General features: G+C 62.1%; 8 protein-coding genes. All 8 read right to left on the bottom strand.

The features are described 5' to 3' along the window. Nucleotides 1–125: 125 nt before the first annotated feature. A complete protein-coding gene (locus ACM6HV_RS15170; RefSeq protein ID WP_414904620.1) occupies nucleotides 126–1,979 on the bottom strand; it encodes a polyurethanase in 1,854 nt (617 codons plus the stop codon). A 272-nt stretch (nucleotides 1,980–2,251) separates the two neighbouring features. Then, on the bottom strand, nucleotides 2,252–3,940 hold the full coding sequence (locus ACM6HV_RS15175) for a polyurethanase (RefSeq protein ID WP_414904621.1): 1,689 nt from the start codon (nucleotides 3,938–3,940) through the stop codon (nucleotides 2,252–2,254). A gap of 56 nt (nucleotides 3,941–3,996) precedes the next feature. Continuing rightward, nucleotides 3,997–7,083 (bottom strand): autotransporter domain-containing protein, encoded by a 3,087-nt coding sequence (locus ACM6HV_RS15180; protein ID WP_414904622.1) that lies wholly within the window; start codon nucleotides 7,081–7,083, stop codon nucleotides 3,997–3,999. Nucleotides 7,084–7,384: 301 nt separating this feature from the next. Next, nucleotides 7,385–10,336, bottom strand: coding sequence for an autotransporter domain-containing protein (locus tag ACM6HV_RS15185; protein ID WP_414904623.1), 2,952 nt, complete (start codon nucleotides 10,334–10,336; stop codon nucleotides 7,385–7,387). A gap of 172 nt (nucleotides 10,337–10,508) precedes the next feature. Next, complete coding sequence (locus ACM6HV_RS15190; protein WP_047597221.1) at nucleotides 10,509–11,873, bottom strand: TolC family outer membrane protein; 1,365 nt, start codon at nucleotides 11,871–11,873, stop codon at nucleotides 10,509–10,511. Nucleotides 11,874–11,875: 2 nt separating this feature from the next. Beyond that, a complete protein-coding gene (locus tag ACM6HV_RS15195; RefSeq protein WP_007963525.1) occupies nucleotides 11,876–13,225 on the bottom strand; it encodes an HlyD family type I secretion periplasmic adaptor subunit in 1,350 nt (449 codons plus the stop codon). Further along, a complete protein-coding gene (locus ACM6HV_RS15200) occupies nucleotides 13,222–14,997 on the bottom strand; it encodes a type I secretion system permease/ATPase (RefSeq protein ID WP_414904624.1) in 1,776 nt (591 codons plus the stop codon). Before ACM6HV_RS15200 ends, ACM6HV_RS15195 begins: the two co-directional genes overlap by 4 nt. 203 nt (nucleotides 14,998–15,200) lie before the next feature. After that, a complete protein-coding gene (locus ACM6HV_RS15205) occupies nucleotides 15,201–15,629 on the bottom strand; it encodes an AprI/Inh family metalloprotease inhibitor (RefSeq protein ID WP_414904625.1) in 429 nt (142 codons plus the stop codon). Nucleotides 15,630–15,714: the final 85 nt, after the last annotated feature.

The raw sequence follows: 15,714 nt of genomic DNA on the forward strand, positions 1-15,714 counted from the left end.
ACTTTTGATACCGAGCTGAATCCTTCGCGAGCAGGCTCGCTCCCACACTGGACCTGTGTCGATCACACAGTCCCATGTGGGAGCGAGCCTGCTCGCGAAGGGGCACTGCCGACGCCGTATCAACCTCAGGCGATCACAATTCCATCGGCACTGAGGCTATTCAGCGCCACCCCAACCAACGTCACCGAATCCCCGCCAAACTTCAGCACCGTGTCTTGCCCCACCGTCGAGGCATGGGCGCGGAAATCGTCGTTAGGCAACACACCCTGCACGCCAAGGAACACCAGTTTGTCGTTGGCCGTAAAACCCACCACCCGATCCTGACCGAACGCGCCGTTGAACAGGAACGTATCCGCCCCGCCCCCGGACTCCATCAGATCATTGCCGGCGCCACCGACAAACACGTCGTTACCCGCGCCACCAACCAAGTGGTCGTTGCCGTCCAGGCCGAACAGCCAGTCACCGCCGGCATGCGCCTTGAGCGTGTCGGCACCGCTGGTGCCGGTGACACTGGACTCGTACTGCGTGACGTTGTTGCCGACCTTCAAACCGCTGGCCGTGACGCTGTGGGTTACATCGTCCTTGAACAGGCCCCAGAGGAAGCCCGGCTCCTTGGTGACGATGCTGCCGATGTCGCGGGTGATGCTGATCCCGCCATTGGCGTCGCGGATGTACAGGTTGCCGGCACCGTCGTTGGCGAAGTCGAAGGTGTTCACCGCTTTCTGCAACTCGAGGGTGTTGTTACCCGCGCCACCAAGAATCACGTTGTAGCCGCCAGCGTCACGGAAAGTGTCGTTGCCGGCCCGCCCTTCGAGGTAGTCGTTGCCGCTGCCGCCCTGGATCAGGTCGTTGCTGTCGCTGCCGATGATGAAGGTGCTGCCCTTGTGGGTTTCGGCGTTGCGGTTCAGATCCTGCACCCAGGTGTTGGCCCGCGCCGGGTCCGACAGGTTGGCGACGATGATCGTCGAGTCCTTGCTGGTCAGGTCATAAAACTTCGACTCGATGATCCGGTTCATGCCGTCGCCGTACGCAGTCGGCAGGTGCGAAATCCAGGTCGGGATGTTGAGGATGGAGAACGGCAGCAGATTCCACGCGGTCGAGGCGTAGTGATCGTTGAAGCTGACGATGTTGTCGGTGGCCGATTCCTTGGGCGCGTCATGCACGCCGACCGAGGCGCCGGTAAAGGTCGAGCCGTCCAGGGCGCGGAACACCGGATCGTTTTCGTAACCGACGTTGAGCACCTTGTCGGTGCCGCTCTGGGTCGGCGAGGCGTAGGCAATGTAGTTGGAATCGGCGAAGAATCCGCCCCATTTGCCGCCACTCAGGTCAGCCATGCTGTTGACCGCCAGCCCGCCGAGGCTGTGGCCGCTGACCAGCACGTCTTTGCCGCTGAGGCCATTGGCCTTGGCGAACGCCACCACGTCATTCAGTAGATTGCCGAACGCTTCGCCGACGTAATTCTTGGCGTAATCCTTCGGACCGAAAGCTGCCAGCAGGTCGTTGATCACGTCGCCGATGGAGTCGAGGATCAGGTTTTCCCGCGGGCCACTGGTGCCGCGAAAAGCGATGCCGATTTCGGTGAGATGGCCCTGAGCGTCGTATTTGCCGAGGATTTCCACCTGAGCGGTGGTGTAACCGGCCTTCTCGCCGAAGAAGGTTCCGCGCGCGTCGGTCTTGCCGTCGTAGCCCAGTTGCGAGGCGGTGATCGGTGTCCAGCCAGCCTTTTTCACCGCGTCGAGGGCGAGTTTTTCCGAGTCGGGGTTCCACGGAATGCCGGGGATCACCCCTTGCGAATCGGTGCCACCGAGCAGCGCGGTCACCAACGTGGCGGGCAGACCGAGGCCGAAACCGTTGTGCTGATAACCGGCGGCAAAGCCGTTATCGAGGTTGTGATAGGAATACAGCGTGATCGCCATGGCATCGCTGAACAGCGCCTTGGAATCGGCTGTGCCGAAGTTCTTGTAGTCATACACACCCATTGCTATTGCCTCTCTTTTGTTGGAATTGTCAGAGATAGCTCACAGCCAGGGCGCCCCTCGCGGGCACGCCCCGGAGCATTTCAGTACTACTTGCATAAAGGCTTTGATCTTTTGATCTTAAAAATCAAAAACAAAAGATCGCAGCCTGCGGCAGCTCCTACATCCATAAATCCGTGTAGGAGCTGTCGAGTGAAACGAGGCTGCGATCTTTTGATCTTGAAAATCAAAATCAAAGATCGCAGCCTGCGGCAGCTCCTACAGAGGCTGGTTAATCAGGCGAAGACGAACGCCGAGTCCGACAGGTTAGCCACTCCCACCCCCACCAGGGTCACGGCATAGTCGCCAATCTTCAGCACCGTATCAGCGCCGGACTGGGCAACATGCTGCTTGTAGTCGTAGCCCTGCCCCGCGCCTTCGACGCCCATGAACACCAGTTTGTCGCTGCCCTGGTAGCCATTGATCGCGTCGAAACCGAAGGCGCCGCTGAACAGGAAGGTGTTGTTGCCGCCCACCGCCGTCATCACGTCATTGCCGGCGCCGCCCACGAACGTCACGTGGCCCTTGTCGCTGATCAGCTTGTCATCGCCCCCCAGACCGAACAGCCAGTCACCGTCGGCGCTGGCGTGCAGCGCATTGCCGTACCCATCGCCGTTGAGCGAATGGGTGTACTGGGTCAGCTCGTTGCCATTGGTCAAACCCTTGGCCGTGACGCCCCAGGTAATGTCCTTGCTGCCCCACCACGAACCCGACTCCTTGCTCACCAGCGCGCCGATGTCGCGGGTCATGCTGATGCCGCCGTAGGCGTCGCGCACATACAGCGTGCCGTCACCGTCGTTGGCGAAGCTGAAATTCTGCAGCGGTTTCTGCAGCTCGAACGTGTTGTGGCCCTGACCACCGAGCAGAATGTTAAAGCCACCGTCATCGCGGAACCGGTCATCACCGCCCAGGCCTTCGAGGAAGTCGTTACCCGCCCCGCCCTTGAGCCAGTCGCCGCTCTGGGTGCCGATGATGAAAGTGCTGCCGGTGTGCGGCTCGCCGCTGCGCCCCAAGTCCTCGACCCAAGTCTTGCCCCGGGAAGATTCCTCCAGGTTGGAGACGATAAGGGTCGAGTCCTTGTGCGTCAGGTTGTAGAACTTCGAGTCGATGACCCGGTTCAAGCCATCGGCATACCCCAACGAGCCGTGGGCCGACCAGCTCAGCGGATTGACGATGCTGAACGGCACCAGGTTCTGCGCGGTGGACGCGTAGTAGTCATTGAAGTTGACGATGTTATCGGTGGTCGACTCATGCGCCCCGTCGTGCTTGCCCAGCGACCCGCTGCTGAACGTGGTGCCGTCCAGTGCGCGGAACACCGGATCGTTTTCGTAACCGATGTTCAACACGTTATTGCCGGTGCTGCTCTGGGTCGGTGAAGCGAACGCGATGTAGTTGGCGTCCTTGAAGAATCCGCCCCAGTTGCTGGCGCTCAACTCGGCCACGCTGTTGACCCCGAGGCCACCGAGGCTGTGACCGCTGAACAGCACGTCCTTGGCGGCAATGCCGTTGGCGATGGCAAACGCGGCGACGGCCTTGAGCAGATTGTCGAAGGCATTTTTCGCGTAGTTGCTCGCGTAATCCGATGGGCCGATGGCGGCGAGCAAATTGTTCTTCATGTCGCCGAAGGTGTCGCTGTAACCCAGCCCGCCAGTGCCGCGAAAGGCCACGCCGAGGCCGATCAATTTGCCGCCGGCGTCGTACTTGCCAAGCACTTCGGCCTCGGCGCTGGTGAAGCCGTCCTTCTCGCCGAAGAATGTGCCTTGCGCGCCGACCTTGCCCTGATACCCCAGTGCCGTGGCGCTGAGCGGTTTCCAGGCGGTCGCCGGCAAAGGCTGGCCGGTGGGCGTGTAGGCATACAGCGTCAGGGCGATGGCATCGCTGTACAACGCTCTGCCATCGGCATTTTTGTAATCGAACAATCCCATGTTGTGCTCTCTCTTCCTTCAAAACCGGCAGCCCGCAAGGGACTGCCGGCACGCGTTTAGAACTGCCAGTCGAGGGTCAGACCCACACCGTGGTCTTTCTCGTTGTTACCGATCAGTCCGTTGTAGTCCAGGTTGACCCGGACATCGCGATTGAGCGCCAGCCCGGCACGGACGCCGACCACGGCCGCATCACGATCCATCGACACACTCTGCACGGTGAACGCGCTGTTGCCGTTGGCGAAGGCCAGGTGGCTGTCAGCATCGACACTGCTCAGATTGTGCTGCCAGCCGAGGGTCGCGCCCAGTTCCAGCTGATGCTTGTCCGACAGGGCGAAGCTGCGCTTGGCGCGTACGCCAAGGGTCGACAGCACCACATCGCGGTTGTCTTCACCGCCCTTGAGCGCCGCGGCATCACCCTTTTCGGTGAAACTCTCGGTGTTCAGGTGCACGTACGACAGATTGGCGAATGGCTCCAGATTCATCGGTTGCAGACGCAGATCGTAAGCCGCTTCGGTGAACACTTGAGTGGTCGCGGCATCGTGCTTGGTTTTCTCTTTGCCATTGACGCCGGCGAACTGCAGATCACGCTTCACGTCCACGCGGTGCCAGCTATACGCCGCACCGGCAGTCAGACGCAGCGCATCGATCTGATGCCCCAGGTACGCGCCGAGGTGGTAGCTGTCGACCGAGGCCGACGAATGCGTGCCGCTGCCCATGTTCAATGAACTGTCGCTATAACCGGTAACGAAACCCAGACGGGTATCTTCAGCAATCAAGCCGTCGACACCGGCCAGCAAGCCGCCGATGGAGCTGTTGGCGTCGGCGTTTTCGTGGCCGCCATCGCTTTTGCCCCACGAACCCAGTACCTTGACCCAGGCGTTGCTGCGGTCGTCGGTCGGTGCGTCGGCATTGAACAGATCACGCTCACGCAGACGCTCGCCCACCGCTTCACGCAGGTAGCGGCTGTCGTTGATCAGCATCGTACCGATGGCCGGATGAATCTCGCCGGACAGTTGCTGGAACGCCTGTTGCGCCGACGCCGCGTTTGGCGACAGCAGCAAGGTTTCGAACAACGCATTGCCCGCGCCCAGCCCCTCGGCAGCCGCACCGACCGCACGCTGATTCGGCGTCAGGCCGACACTGGCGAACGACGCGCCGTTGCGCCCGACGTCCAGTTGCACGCCGTTTGCCGAGTACGCCAGGGTGCCGCCGAGGAACGCGTAGTTCGGCAGCACTTGCCCGAACTGGCCTTGGATGCCACCGGCCGCTTGCAGGATGTTGAACTGCGAACCGAGCAGGCTCTTCACTTCAGTCGTCGTCAGCAAGGTCGGGCTGTTTTCCAGCGACAGACTGACCGTGGCGCCATCAATCACCGCTTTGCCACCAGCAACGATCTTGTCGCTGCTGGTCGGCGAGACTTCCACCGCGTAGGTCGAACCGCGCTCGAAGGTCACGTCACCGGCGACGTTCAGCGTGCCGATCGAGTTGCCCGGGGCGACGATACCGCCGCTTTTCGCGGTCAGTGCGCCGATGCGGCCGTTACCGCCGAGGATGCCGCTGTCGTTGACCGTGACTGCCGAAGCCAGCGAGCCGTTGATCGCCAGACGCCCCTGATTGACCAGGGTCGGGCCGCTGTAGCTGTTGTTGCCGGTCAGCACCAGCGTGCCGATACCCTGCTTGGTCAGGCCGCCGTGTCCGGAAATGTCGTTGCGCCAGGTGTCGAGGCCGCAGGTGATGTCGGTGCAGACGCGTTCGGTGGGTTTGCCCTTGTCGATGATCGCGCCGATACCCGGCAGATCCGCCACAAACTGCCCGGAACCGTAGGCACCCTGAATGCGGAATTCCTCCGGGATGTCCTGTTCGGTGACGAACATCGCCGGGCCATCAATGCCCTTGCGCAGGTTGATCATGCCCCAGCCGTACAAGGCGTCGATGCCCGGTGCGCCGAGGTCGGTGGCGGTGGTACGCAGCACCGTGGCGACCTGGTCACCCGTCATGTACGGGAAGCGCTCCATCAACACCGCCATCGAGCCGGCCACGTGCGGCGCCGCCATCGAGGTGCCGTTGTAGTTTTTGTAGCCGGTGGTCAGGTTGTCGGCGTTGGTGCCTTCGATGATCGAGCTGAAGATCTTGGTGCCCGGCGCCGAAACGCAGAAACTCGCGGTGTAACCGCAACGCGAAGAGAACGTACTCATGATGTACGGGTTGGCGCTGGCCAGATCCGGGTTCTTCTGCAACGCGGCGACGGTGATCCAGTTCGGCGCGATGTCCGGCACGAAGTAACCGAGGCCGGCGATGGCGTCCGGATTGTTCAGGTTGTAATCGTTGCCGGCGGCAAAAATCGTCACGATACCGCTGCGGGCGGCGGCAATCGCGCCGTCGTAGGCGCCGCCGGGCTTGGTGCCGAGCAGTGTGCGGATTTCGTTGAACTGCACTTGCGCGTCGTTGACGGTGAAGTGCGGATACGCCGGGTCGCGGCCGCCAAGGTCGAAACGGTCAGTGATGCCGATGCCCCAACTGTTGTTGATGATCCGCGCGCCGCTGGCGATCAGCGCATCCCATCCGGCCTTGTACACCGCGCCGTCGTTGCCACGCACAATGCCGTCTTCCGGGCCCGGGTCGCCGTTGTCGGCGCTGATGATCTGCGCACCGAACGCCACGCCGTGCATCGGCCCGCCGTCACGGCTGCCGGCAGCGATGCCACCGACGTGAGTACCGTGGGCGCCGAGCTTGCCGTCGGAACCGACCGAGGGCGAACCGTCATAGCGGAACGCGTCTCCGGCTTTGACCGGGATGTAAGGGTCGGTGTATTCGCGGATCCCGCTGGTGACCAGGGTCACGACTTTGTTGGGACCGGAGAACTCCGGGTGCGCGGCGTACACCGGCTGGTCAAAGATTCCCAGTTTCACGCCTTTGCCGGTGTAGCCGGCAGCGTAAGCGGAATCCGCCCCGATGGCGCCCAGGCCCCAATCTGCCTGGAACTCGGCGCTGCGCCAACTGGCGGGATCACCGCTGCGGCCGTTTTCCACATAAGGCGCCGCGTGCGCGGTGCCCCAGGTGGTCAACGCACAGAGTACGGCGCAGTTGAGGGTTTTCATGGCGAAGCGACCGCCCGTTTGCGCGGGGGTATTGTTGTTATTCATCCGGCGACCTTCCTTAGTGTTGTTGCGAAAAATCCGTCTATTTCCAATCTCATGAATGCTGCTTTTCGTGGCGAGGGAGCTTGCTCCCGCTGGGGCGCGAAGCGGCCCTCTGCATTCTTCCAGTCGAACCCCGCTTGGCGGATTTACGACTGCTGCGCAGCCGAGCGGGAGCAAGCTCCCTCGCCACAGGTATGTGTTCACGGAACCTGTAGGAGCTGCCGCAGGCTGCGATCTTTTTAACAGCAAGATCAAAAGATCGCAGCCTGCTGCAGCTCCTACAGGGATACGTGTTCACCCTCCGTCAGAACTGCCAGTTCAGGCTCAGCCCCACGCCGTGGCTCTTCTCGCGGTTGGCCAGTTGTCCGTTGTAATCGAGGTTGACCCGTACGTCCTTGCTCAACGCCAGGCTGGCTTGCACGCCGACCAGCGCCGCATCACGCACCAGCGCAGAACTTTCGACCGAATACGGCGTGCTGCCGCTGGCGAAACGCAGATGCTGTTCGGCGTCGATGTCACTCAAGCTGTGTTGCCAGCCGAGACGACCACTGACGTCCAGCGCCTGTTGCGTCGACAGATTGAAGCGCTTGACCGCCCGTACACCGAGGGTGCTGAGCACTGCGTCGCGCTGATCGCCCGAGCTTTTCAGTGCCGCGGCGTCGCCCTTTTCGGTAAAGCCTTCGGTATCCAGATGTACGTAAGCGAGGTTGGCGAACGGCTCCAGCGCGACCGGTTGCAAGTTCAGGCGATAAGCCGCTTCACCGAAGACCTGCGTGGTGGCCGCATCGACCTTGGCTTTCTGTTTGGCGCTGACGTCGCCGTATTGCAGATCGCGTTTCACATCGGCGCGATGCCAGCTGTAGGCCGCGCCGGTGCTCAGGCGCCAGGCGCCGATGTCGTGACCGGCGTAAGCGCCGAGGTGATAGCTGTCGACCTTGGCCGACGAATGCGTGTCCGAGCCCATGTTCAACGAGCTGTCGCTGTATCCGGTGACCAGACCGATACGCGTCTGATCGTCCAGCGCGCCGTCGACACCGGCCAGCAAACCGCCAATCGAGGTGCTGTAGCGCGAGGTGTCGTTACCGGCGTCGGTCGAACCCCAGGCGCCAAGGGCCTTGATCCAGCCATTGCCTGGTGTGGCGTTGGCATCGTGCAGACTTTCGCCGACCGCGTCGCGCAACTGGCGGCTGTCATTGATCAGCATCGAGCCCAGTGCCGGGTAGATTTCGCCGCTCAATTGCTGGAAGGCTTGCTGCGCCGATGCAGCAGACGCCGACAGCAGCAGGCTTTCGTACACCGAATGGCCGGCGCCCAAACCTTCGACTGCAGTCGCCACCGCACGCTGATTCGGGGTCCGCCCGACGCTGGCGAACGAGGTCGCATTGCGCTGGATGTCGAGCTGAATGGCGTTGGCCGCGTAGTCGAGGTTGCCGCCGATAAACAGGTAATCCGGCAGCACCGCGCCGAACTGACCCTGAATGCCGCCGGCTGCTTGCAGAATGTCGTACGAATGCCCAAGCAGGCTGCGCGCTTGCGTGGTGCTGAGCAGGGTCGGGCTGTTTTCCAGCGACAGGCTGACCGTGGCACCGCTGACGCTCGCGCTGCCGCCGGCAACGATGCGGTCGCTGCTGGTCGGTGACAGCTCGACCGCGTAGGTCGAACCGGGGGCGAAGGTCACGTCACCGGCCACGTTCAACGTGCCGATGGAGTTGCCCGGCGCCACGCGGCCGCCGCTGTTAGCGTTCAACGAGGCGATCCGCCCCGAACCGCCGAGGGTGCCGCTGTCGTTGACGGTCACCGCCGAGGCCAGCGAGCCGTTGACGCTGAGCAAGCCGCCATTGACCGTGGTCGGGCCACGGAAGGTGTTGTCGCCGGTCAGCAGCAAGCGCCCTGCCCCGGACTTGATCAGGCTGCCCTGATAGATCCGCGTCGCCGCTGCGGCATCACGCGCCATACCGACCGCGTAGTCGGTCTGATCCTGCTGATTGGCGCCGGCCGGAATACCGTTTTGCCAGCCTTTGTCCTGCAGGGTTTGCTGCCAGGCGCGGTGTTCGGCGAGGTCTTCGCGCTGGCGCTGAATCAATGCCTTGTCGGAGATGTCATTGCTCCAGACATCGCTCTGCCCGGCGGCCAGATTGGCATCGAACGCGCCGAGCAGTTGCCCCGGCCCGCGCATCGCCCGATCGAGGTTGGCCACGCCCCAGCCGACCCGCTCGGTCGGCGCATCGGTGACCGAGCCGTCGAGTTGCGTGGCGGTGGTCAGCAGCACGTCGAGCGCTTGCTGATTGTTCATGTACGGATAGCGTTCCATCACCAGCGCCAGGGCCCCGGTGGCGTGCGGCGCGGCCATTGAGGTGCCGGACTTGATCGCGTACCCGCCGCCCGGGATGGTGCTGTCGATCTTCGCCCCCGGCGTGGTGATGCACCAGTATTTGGCGATGCCGCACTGGTTGTACTTCTGCTGATTGCTTTGGTCCAGCCCGGACACCGCCAGCCAATGGCCTTCCAGATCCGGCTGAAAGTACGGCAACGCCGAGCGCACGCTGGCGTTCGGATAGCCGCTGTTGCCGGCGCTGAACACGTTGATCACGCCACGGCGCGAGACGTCCGCCGCCGCGTCGAGCCAAGTGCCCTGATTCCAGTGCTGAGCGTATGCGGCGTGCAGATCGGCCAAAGTGCGGTAGCTGACATCCGGCGGCTGACTGCCCCAACTGTTGTTGATCGCGCGTACGCCGGCGGCGGCCAGGGCGTCGTAGGCCGCTTTGAAATAACGCGGTTCGGGTTTGGGGCCGAACAGGAAACTGTCGTTGTTGTTGGTGTTGCCGACGTAGATCTGCGCGTTGTACGCCACGCCGTGCATGCCGGTGCCGTCGCGGCTCGCGCCCATGGTGCCGACCACGTGAGTGCCATGGGAGTCGTTGTTGGGGTTGAGGGTGCCGTTGACGTTGAACAGCGAACCGTCGACGTAACTGCCGGACGCCAGCACCGGGTGGTAGCGGTCGCTGGCGAACTCGGGATGGGCGGCATCGAAGCCGGAGTCGAGGGCGCCGATCTTCACGCCTTTGCCGGTGATACCGGCGGCGTAAGCCTGATCGGCCTGCATCCGCGCCAGGCCCCAGTCGCGCTGGAATTCGGCGCTGCGCCAACTGGCAGGATCGCCGGGCTTGCCGGATTCAAGGTACTGCGCATGGGCTTGCGCGATGGAAACTGCGAGCAACAGGGTGCCGACCGCTGCCGGCTTGATGCGTACGTCCATGTTCACCACTCACTTTTCTTATTGTTTTGCAGGCACTGACAGCCAGATCAAAAGATCGCAGCCTTCGGCAGCTCCTACAGGGATTACTGTTCAGCCAGTTCTTGCTCAATGTAGGAGCTGCCGCAGGCTGCGATCTTTTGCTCTGCTTCAAGCGCCTACAGGATTTTCAGTGTTACTGGGTTTTCGGGCCTTGTCCGAAGGCCTCATCCACCCGCGCCAGATCCTGTTCGTTCAAGGTCCCCGCGTAGTAATGCAGTTTGGTCCAGGCCATCAGATAGTCGTAGCGTGCCTGGGCCAGATCGCGGCGGGTGGTAAACAGTTGTTGCTCGGCGTTCAGCGCATCGAGGTTCGTCCGTTCACCGCCAAGAATGCTTTGCTTGGTCGACACCACCAGCGCTTCAGCCGACGCCAGGGCCTTCTGATAGGCACGCAACTTGTTGACGCCCGACAGGCAGGCGCTGAACTGGCGGCGCAGTTCGATCAGCGTCTCGCGGGTCTTGCCGTCGAGTTCGTATTCCGCCTGCTCCATGGTGCGGCTGGCCTGCCGGGTCGAGGCCGACACCCCGCCACCGGCATACAGTGGAACGTTGACTTCAAAGCCGATCGTGTTGGTGTCATAGCGCTGGTTATAGGTGTTGCCGCTGTCCGATTCAGTCTTGCGGATCGACGCATAGGCACTGACTTTCGGCAGGTGCCCGGCGCGGTTGCGCTCGACTTCGTACTTGGCCACTTCTACCGCTTGCCGTTGCGACGCCAGGTTGGGGTTGTTGCTGATCGCCAGCTCATGCCAGGTGTCGTAGTTGGCCGGCATCAACGCGAAGGTCTGGAAGTTCTGATCCAGTGGTGCCAGCTCGCTGATATCCACCGTCTGCACGCCAACCAGCGCGCCCAACTCGCGCAGCGCCGCGTCCTGCTCGTTGCGCGCCTCGATCTCTTCGGCGGTCGCCAGTTCGTAGCGCGACTCGGCTTCGAGAATGTCGGTGCGGGTGCCCTCGCCCTGTTTGAACATGTGTTCGTTCTGCTGGAACTGCTGCTCGTAAGCCTTCTTCTTGGCCTGGGCGATGTCGATCTGATCCTGGGCGAACAAGGCTTTGGTGTAGTTGTCCAGCACCCGTACCAGCAGTTCCTGACTCTTGCCGCGAAACGCTTCGTCGGCGAACAGCGACTGCGCCACGCCTTTGCGATACGCCGCGTAGGCTTCGTAGTCGAGCAACGGTTGCTGCAAGGTCAGGGTCGAGCCGTAGCTGTTGTAGTTGCGGTCTTCGGTCAGATTGCCGCGAGCGGTCAGTTGCGTGGCCTTCGAGGTGTTGTGGCCCCGGTTGTAGTTGTAACCCAGTCTCGGCAACAGCCCGGCGCGGCCGATGATGCGGTTTTCCAGGCCCGCGTCGCGCTCTTTGATCGCGCCAAGGAACACCGGATCGTTGCGCAATGCCTGTTCGTAGACCTCGAATGGCCCCATGGCCGCCAGCGCGCTGTTTCCTGCGAGCAGCGCGAACGCCGCCCCCAACATCGAAAGCTTATTCATACAGCCGAACATCCTTATTCTTCAGTCAACGCAGAGCCAGCGCGATCGAGCAATGGTTTGAACAGGTAGTTGAGCAGTGAGCGTTCGCCCGTGCGCACGAACATTTCCGCCGGCATACCGGGCTTGATCACCAGGCCGTGGAGTTTCTCCATCGCCTGATCACTGACGCTGCTGCGCAACACGTAGTACGGCACGCCGGTTTTCTCATCGACCATCTGGTCGGCGGAAATCAGGCTGACCTCACCCGGCACGCGCGGGGTCTTGCTCTGGTTGAACGCGGTAAACAGGATATCGACCGGCAGATGCGTGCCGACCTTGTCGATCAGGTTGATCGGCAAGTGCCCTTCGACTTCCAGGGTGGTGCCTTGCGGGACGATCTCCAGCAGGGTTTCGCCCTGACGCACCACGGCGCCTTCGGTGTGTACGCCGAGGTTGACCGCCACGCCGTCGGCAGTGGCGAGGATCTCGCTGTGCTGCAGGTCGAAACCGGCCGAAGTCAGTTGCTCCGACAGGGTCACGCTTTTGAGCTGCGCGTCGGCCAGTTGCGTGCGCACTTCCTTCTGATATTCCTCGCCATGCTGTTGCAGCTTCAGGCGCGATTCGAGGATGCCCTGCTCCACTCGGCCGCTTTCACCGGTGTTTTCCGCCAGTTGTTGCTGCACTTGCGACAGCTGCCGCTGGTACTCCATCAAGCGGTTGCGCGGGATGTAGCCGTTGTCCGCCAGCGGCTGCAGGTTGCTCAGTTGCTGCTGCAGCGAATCGGCCTGGGCGTTGAGGTCGGTGCGGGCGCGACGCATGCCCGCCAGTTGCGCAGTGGCACCTTCGATGCTGGCGCGCAGACCGGCCTGCTCGCGGTAGAACGCTTCACGGCGGCTGCTGAACAGTTGACGCTGGCCTTCAAGGACCAGCGCCAGACGCGGATCCGGATCATTGCTCAACTCTGCCGGAAAGGTCACCTGCTTGAGGTTATCGCGCTCGGCCTGCCAGCGCGCGAGGCTGGCCCAGGCCATGCGGTACTGGGCTTGCAGCGACTGCACGTCGGCCGCGACCTGGGTCTGGTCGAGGCGGAACAGTGGCTGGCCCTGTTTCACGATCTCGCCTTCGCGCACCAGAATCCGACTGACCACGCCGGCACTCATTGACTGCACGGCTTTGCGCTTGCCCGACACCACCACGGTGCCCTGCACCGGGATGCCTTGATCCAGCGGCGCCAGTGCGGCCCAGGTGAAGAAACTGCCGGCGCCGACGATGGCCAGAATCCAGCCCATGCGCGCGAAGAATTTCGCATCGCGCTCCGGGCGCTCGGTGACGTATGCGTGTTCCATGGAGGCTTCGTTTTCAGTGTTCATGCTGGCGCTGCTCATACACCCGAATTCCTTGTCGTGGGCTGGTACTGCCGGCTCATGCTGAGCCCGCCCGGTGCCTGCGCAGATTTTTCCCGTGATTGTTCCTGAGCGCCGGACAGCGCCTTGAGTACATCCTGACTGTTGCCGAATGCCTGCAGACGACCGTCGTTGAGCACCAGCAACTTGTCGGCCTGGGCCAGTACCGAAGAGCGGTGTGTGACCAGCACCACGGTAGTGCCCTTGGCCTTGAGCTGGGCGATGGCGCTGGCCAGCGCGGCCTCACCGACGGTGTCGAGATTGGAGTTCGGCTCATCCAGCACCACCAGGCTCGGGTCGCCATACAGGGCGCGCGCCAATGCGACACGCTGCTTCTGGCCGCCGGACAGACCGCTGCCGTCCTCGCCCAACTGTGTGTCATAACCTTGCGGCATCCGCAGAATCATTTCGTGTACGCCAGCCTGTTGCGCGGCGGCCACGACCTTTTCCGGGTTGGCTTCACTGAACCGGGCAATGTTTTCGGCGATGCTGCCGCTGAACAGTTCGATGTCTTGTGGCAGGTAACCGATGTACGGGCCGAGCTCATCGCGGTTCCAGCGATGGATGTCGGCACCGTCCAGGCGCACCGTGCCACCCAGGGTCGGCCACACGCCGACCAGCACTCGGGCCAGGGTCGACTTGCCGGACCCGGAAGCACCGAGCACGCCCAGCACTTCGCCCGCGCGAATCGCGAAGTTGACTATGTGCAGGGTCGCCGCGCGTTGCCCCGGTGGGCCGGCACTGACTTGCTCAAAGGCAATCTGGCCCTTTGGCGCAGGCAACGCCATGGCCTCGTCGCTCGGCGGGAACGCCTGCAGCAAGGCATCCAGACGGCGGTAGGCGAGCTTCGCCCCGCTCCACTGTTTCCAGACGGCGATCAACTGATCGATCGGGCTCAGCACCCGGCCCATCAGGATCGAACCGGCGATCATCATCCCGGCCGTCATGTCGCCCTTGATCACCAGCAACGCGCCAAGACCCAGCACCAGCGATTGCAGGCACAGGCGCAGGGTTTTACTGATCGAGCTGATCACCGCACCGGTGTCGCTGGCCTGGTTCTGCAGACCGAGGAAGCGCGAATGCACGCCGAACCAGCGCTTGCGCAACGCACCGAGCATGCCCATGGCCTGAATGGTTTCCGCGTTGTGCAGGTGGCTGGTCGCCAGTTGACTGGATTTCTGCGAGTAACCGGCAGCTTCGCCCAGCGGCTTCTTGGTCATGTATTCGTTGAGGCACGCCAGCGCGATCAGCAGCAGCGCACCCGCCGTGGCGAGGACTCCGAGCCAGACGTTGAACAGGTAAATCACGAACAGATAGACCGGGAACCACGGCGCGTCGAAAAACGCGAACAGGGCCGGGCCGGTGACGAATTGGCGAATGTGGGTCAGGTCGCCCAGCGATTGCCCGGCGTTACCCTCGCCCTTGAACAGGTTGCGTTCGAACGCTGCCTGATAAACCCGCAGGTTGAAGCGGCGCTCCAGTTGGCTGCCGATGCGGATCACGATGAAACTGCGCACCACTTCCAGCATGCCGATGAAGGCAAAGAAGCCGACCACCATCAAGGACAACATCGCCAGAGTGGTTTCGTTCTGCGAAGACAGCACGCGGTCGTAGACCTGCAGCATATAAATGGAGGGCACCAGCATCAGCACGTTAATCAGTGCGGTAAAGCACCCGACGCTGATCAGAATGCTTTTATAGTCACCCAAAGCCTTGAATAAGGGAGCGGTGGCTGGGGCCTTCGCCATCTTCATTGATTATTCCTGAATGTAATCCCCGCCATTCTTTGGCGAGACGCTTCTATTAATTATCCGTGCACAGACCGGACGGGTTCTTGCAACTTGCATTTACACTTCAATAACAACTTTCAACAGTTCAACGCCACTCGTTGCATTGAGCTGTTGCTTATAACTGCAACATCAAACCTTATAGTCAACCGCTCAGTCAGTGCCGTTGTTCACGGCTGCGGTGTATGGCGCGTCAGCGTAATCACCAGTCCCGACTTCAAAGTGCTCAGATAAAGCCCATCACGTTGTCGGCTGAAGAACTGGATTCTTGAGCCTTCCTTGCCGGTAATCGACAGGCCGTCCGGATCAGGAAACCAGCCGACTGGCGCTTGCTCGAGCCATGCCCCCAGGCATTCGGCGCCCTTGCCCAGTGTCTGGTTGGGTTCCAGATCGATCAGACAGGTGTTCGAGGGTTTATCCTGCAATGCCTGCGCCTCTGCGGCGTCATCGGGTGCAGTCAGAATCGCCTGCCACTGCCCGGCGAACACGGAGGGGTCTTCCAGTCTGAGGCTGCTTGCCATGGTTGCTTCTCCAGAAATCATGATCAGCGCCGCCGAAAGCCACGCCATTCCCTTGTAGGTAAAAACTTTACGGATCATCAGAAAATTCGCTCCGGCACCTAGCCTTGCCCAGCCATCAACACGATGCAAGCAAAGAAAGCGACGCATCAAGCGCCGCTTTCCC

It is taken from the genome of Pseudomonas sp. IT-P260 (assembly GCF_949768395.1).
Lineage (GTDB): Bacteria > Pseudomonadota > Gammaproteobacteria > Pseudomonadales > Pseudomonadaceae > Aquipseudomonas > Aquipseudomonas parakoreensis.

Bases quoted from the DNA above. Each gene is read 5' to 3' on its own strand.
- ACM6HV_RS15170 (WP_414904620.1), bottom strand. From the start codon at position 1,979: ATGGGTGTGTATGACTACAAGAACTTCGGCACAGCCGATTCCAAGGCG.
- ACM6HV_RS15175 (WP_414904621.1), bottom strand. From the start codon at position 3,940: ATGGGATTGTTCGATTACAAAAATGCCGATGGCAGAGCGTTGTACAGC.
- ACM6HV_RS15180 (WP_414904622.1), bottom strand. From the start codon at position 7,083: ATGAATAACAACAATACCCCCGCGCAAACGGGCGGTCGCTTCGCCATG.
- ACM6HV_RS15185 (WP_414904623.1), bottom strand. From the start codon at position 10,336: ATGGACGTACGCATCAAGCCGGCAGCGGTCGGCACCCTGTTGCTCGCA.
- ACM6HV_RS15190 (WP_047597221.1), bottom strand. From the start codon at position 11,873: ATGTTCGGCTGTATGAATAAGCTTTCGATGTTGGGGGCGGCGTTCGCG.
- ACM6HV_RS15195 (WP_007963525.1), bottom strand. From the start codon at position 13,225: ATGAGCAGCGCCAGCATGAACACTGAAAACGAAGCCTCCATGGAACAC.
- ACM6HV_RS15200 (WP_414904624.1), bottom strand. From the start codon at position 14,997: ATGAAGATGGCGAAGGCCCCAGCCACCGCTCCCTTATTCAAGGCTTTG.
- ACM6HV_RS15205 (WP_414904625.1), bottom strand. From the start codon at position 15,629: ATGATCCGTAAAGTTTTTACCTACAAGGGAATGGCGTGGCTTTCGGCG.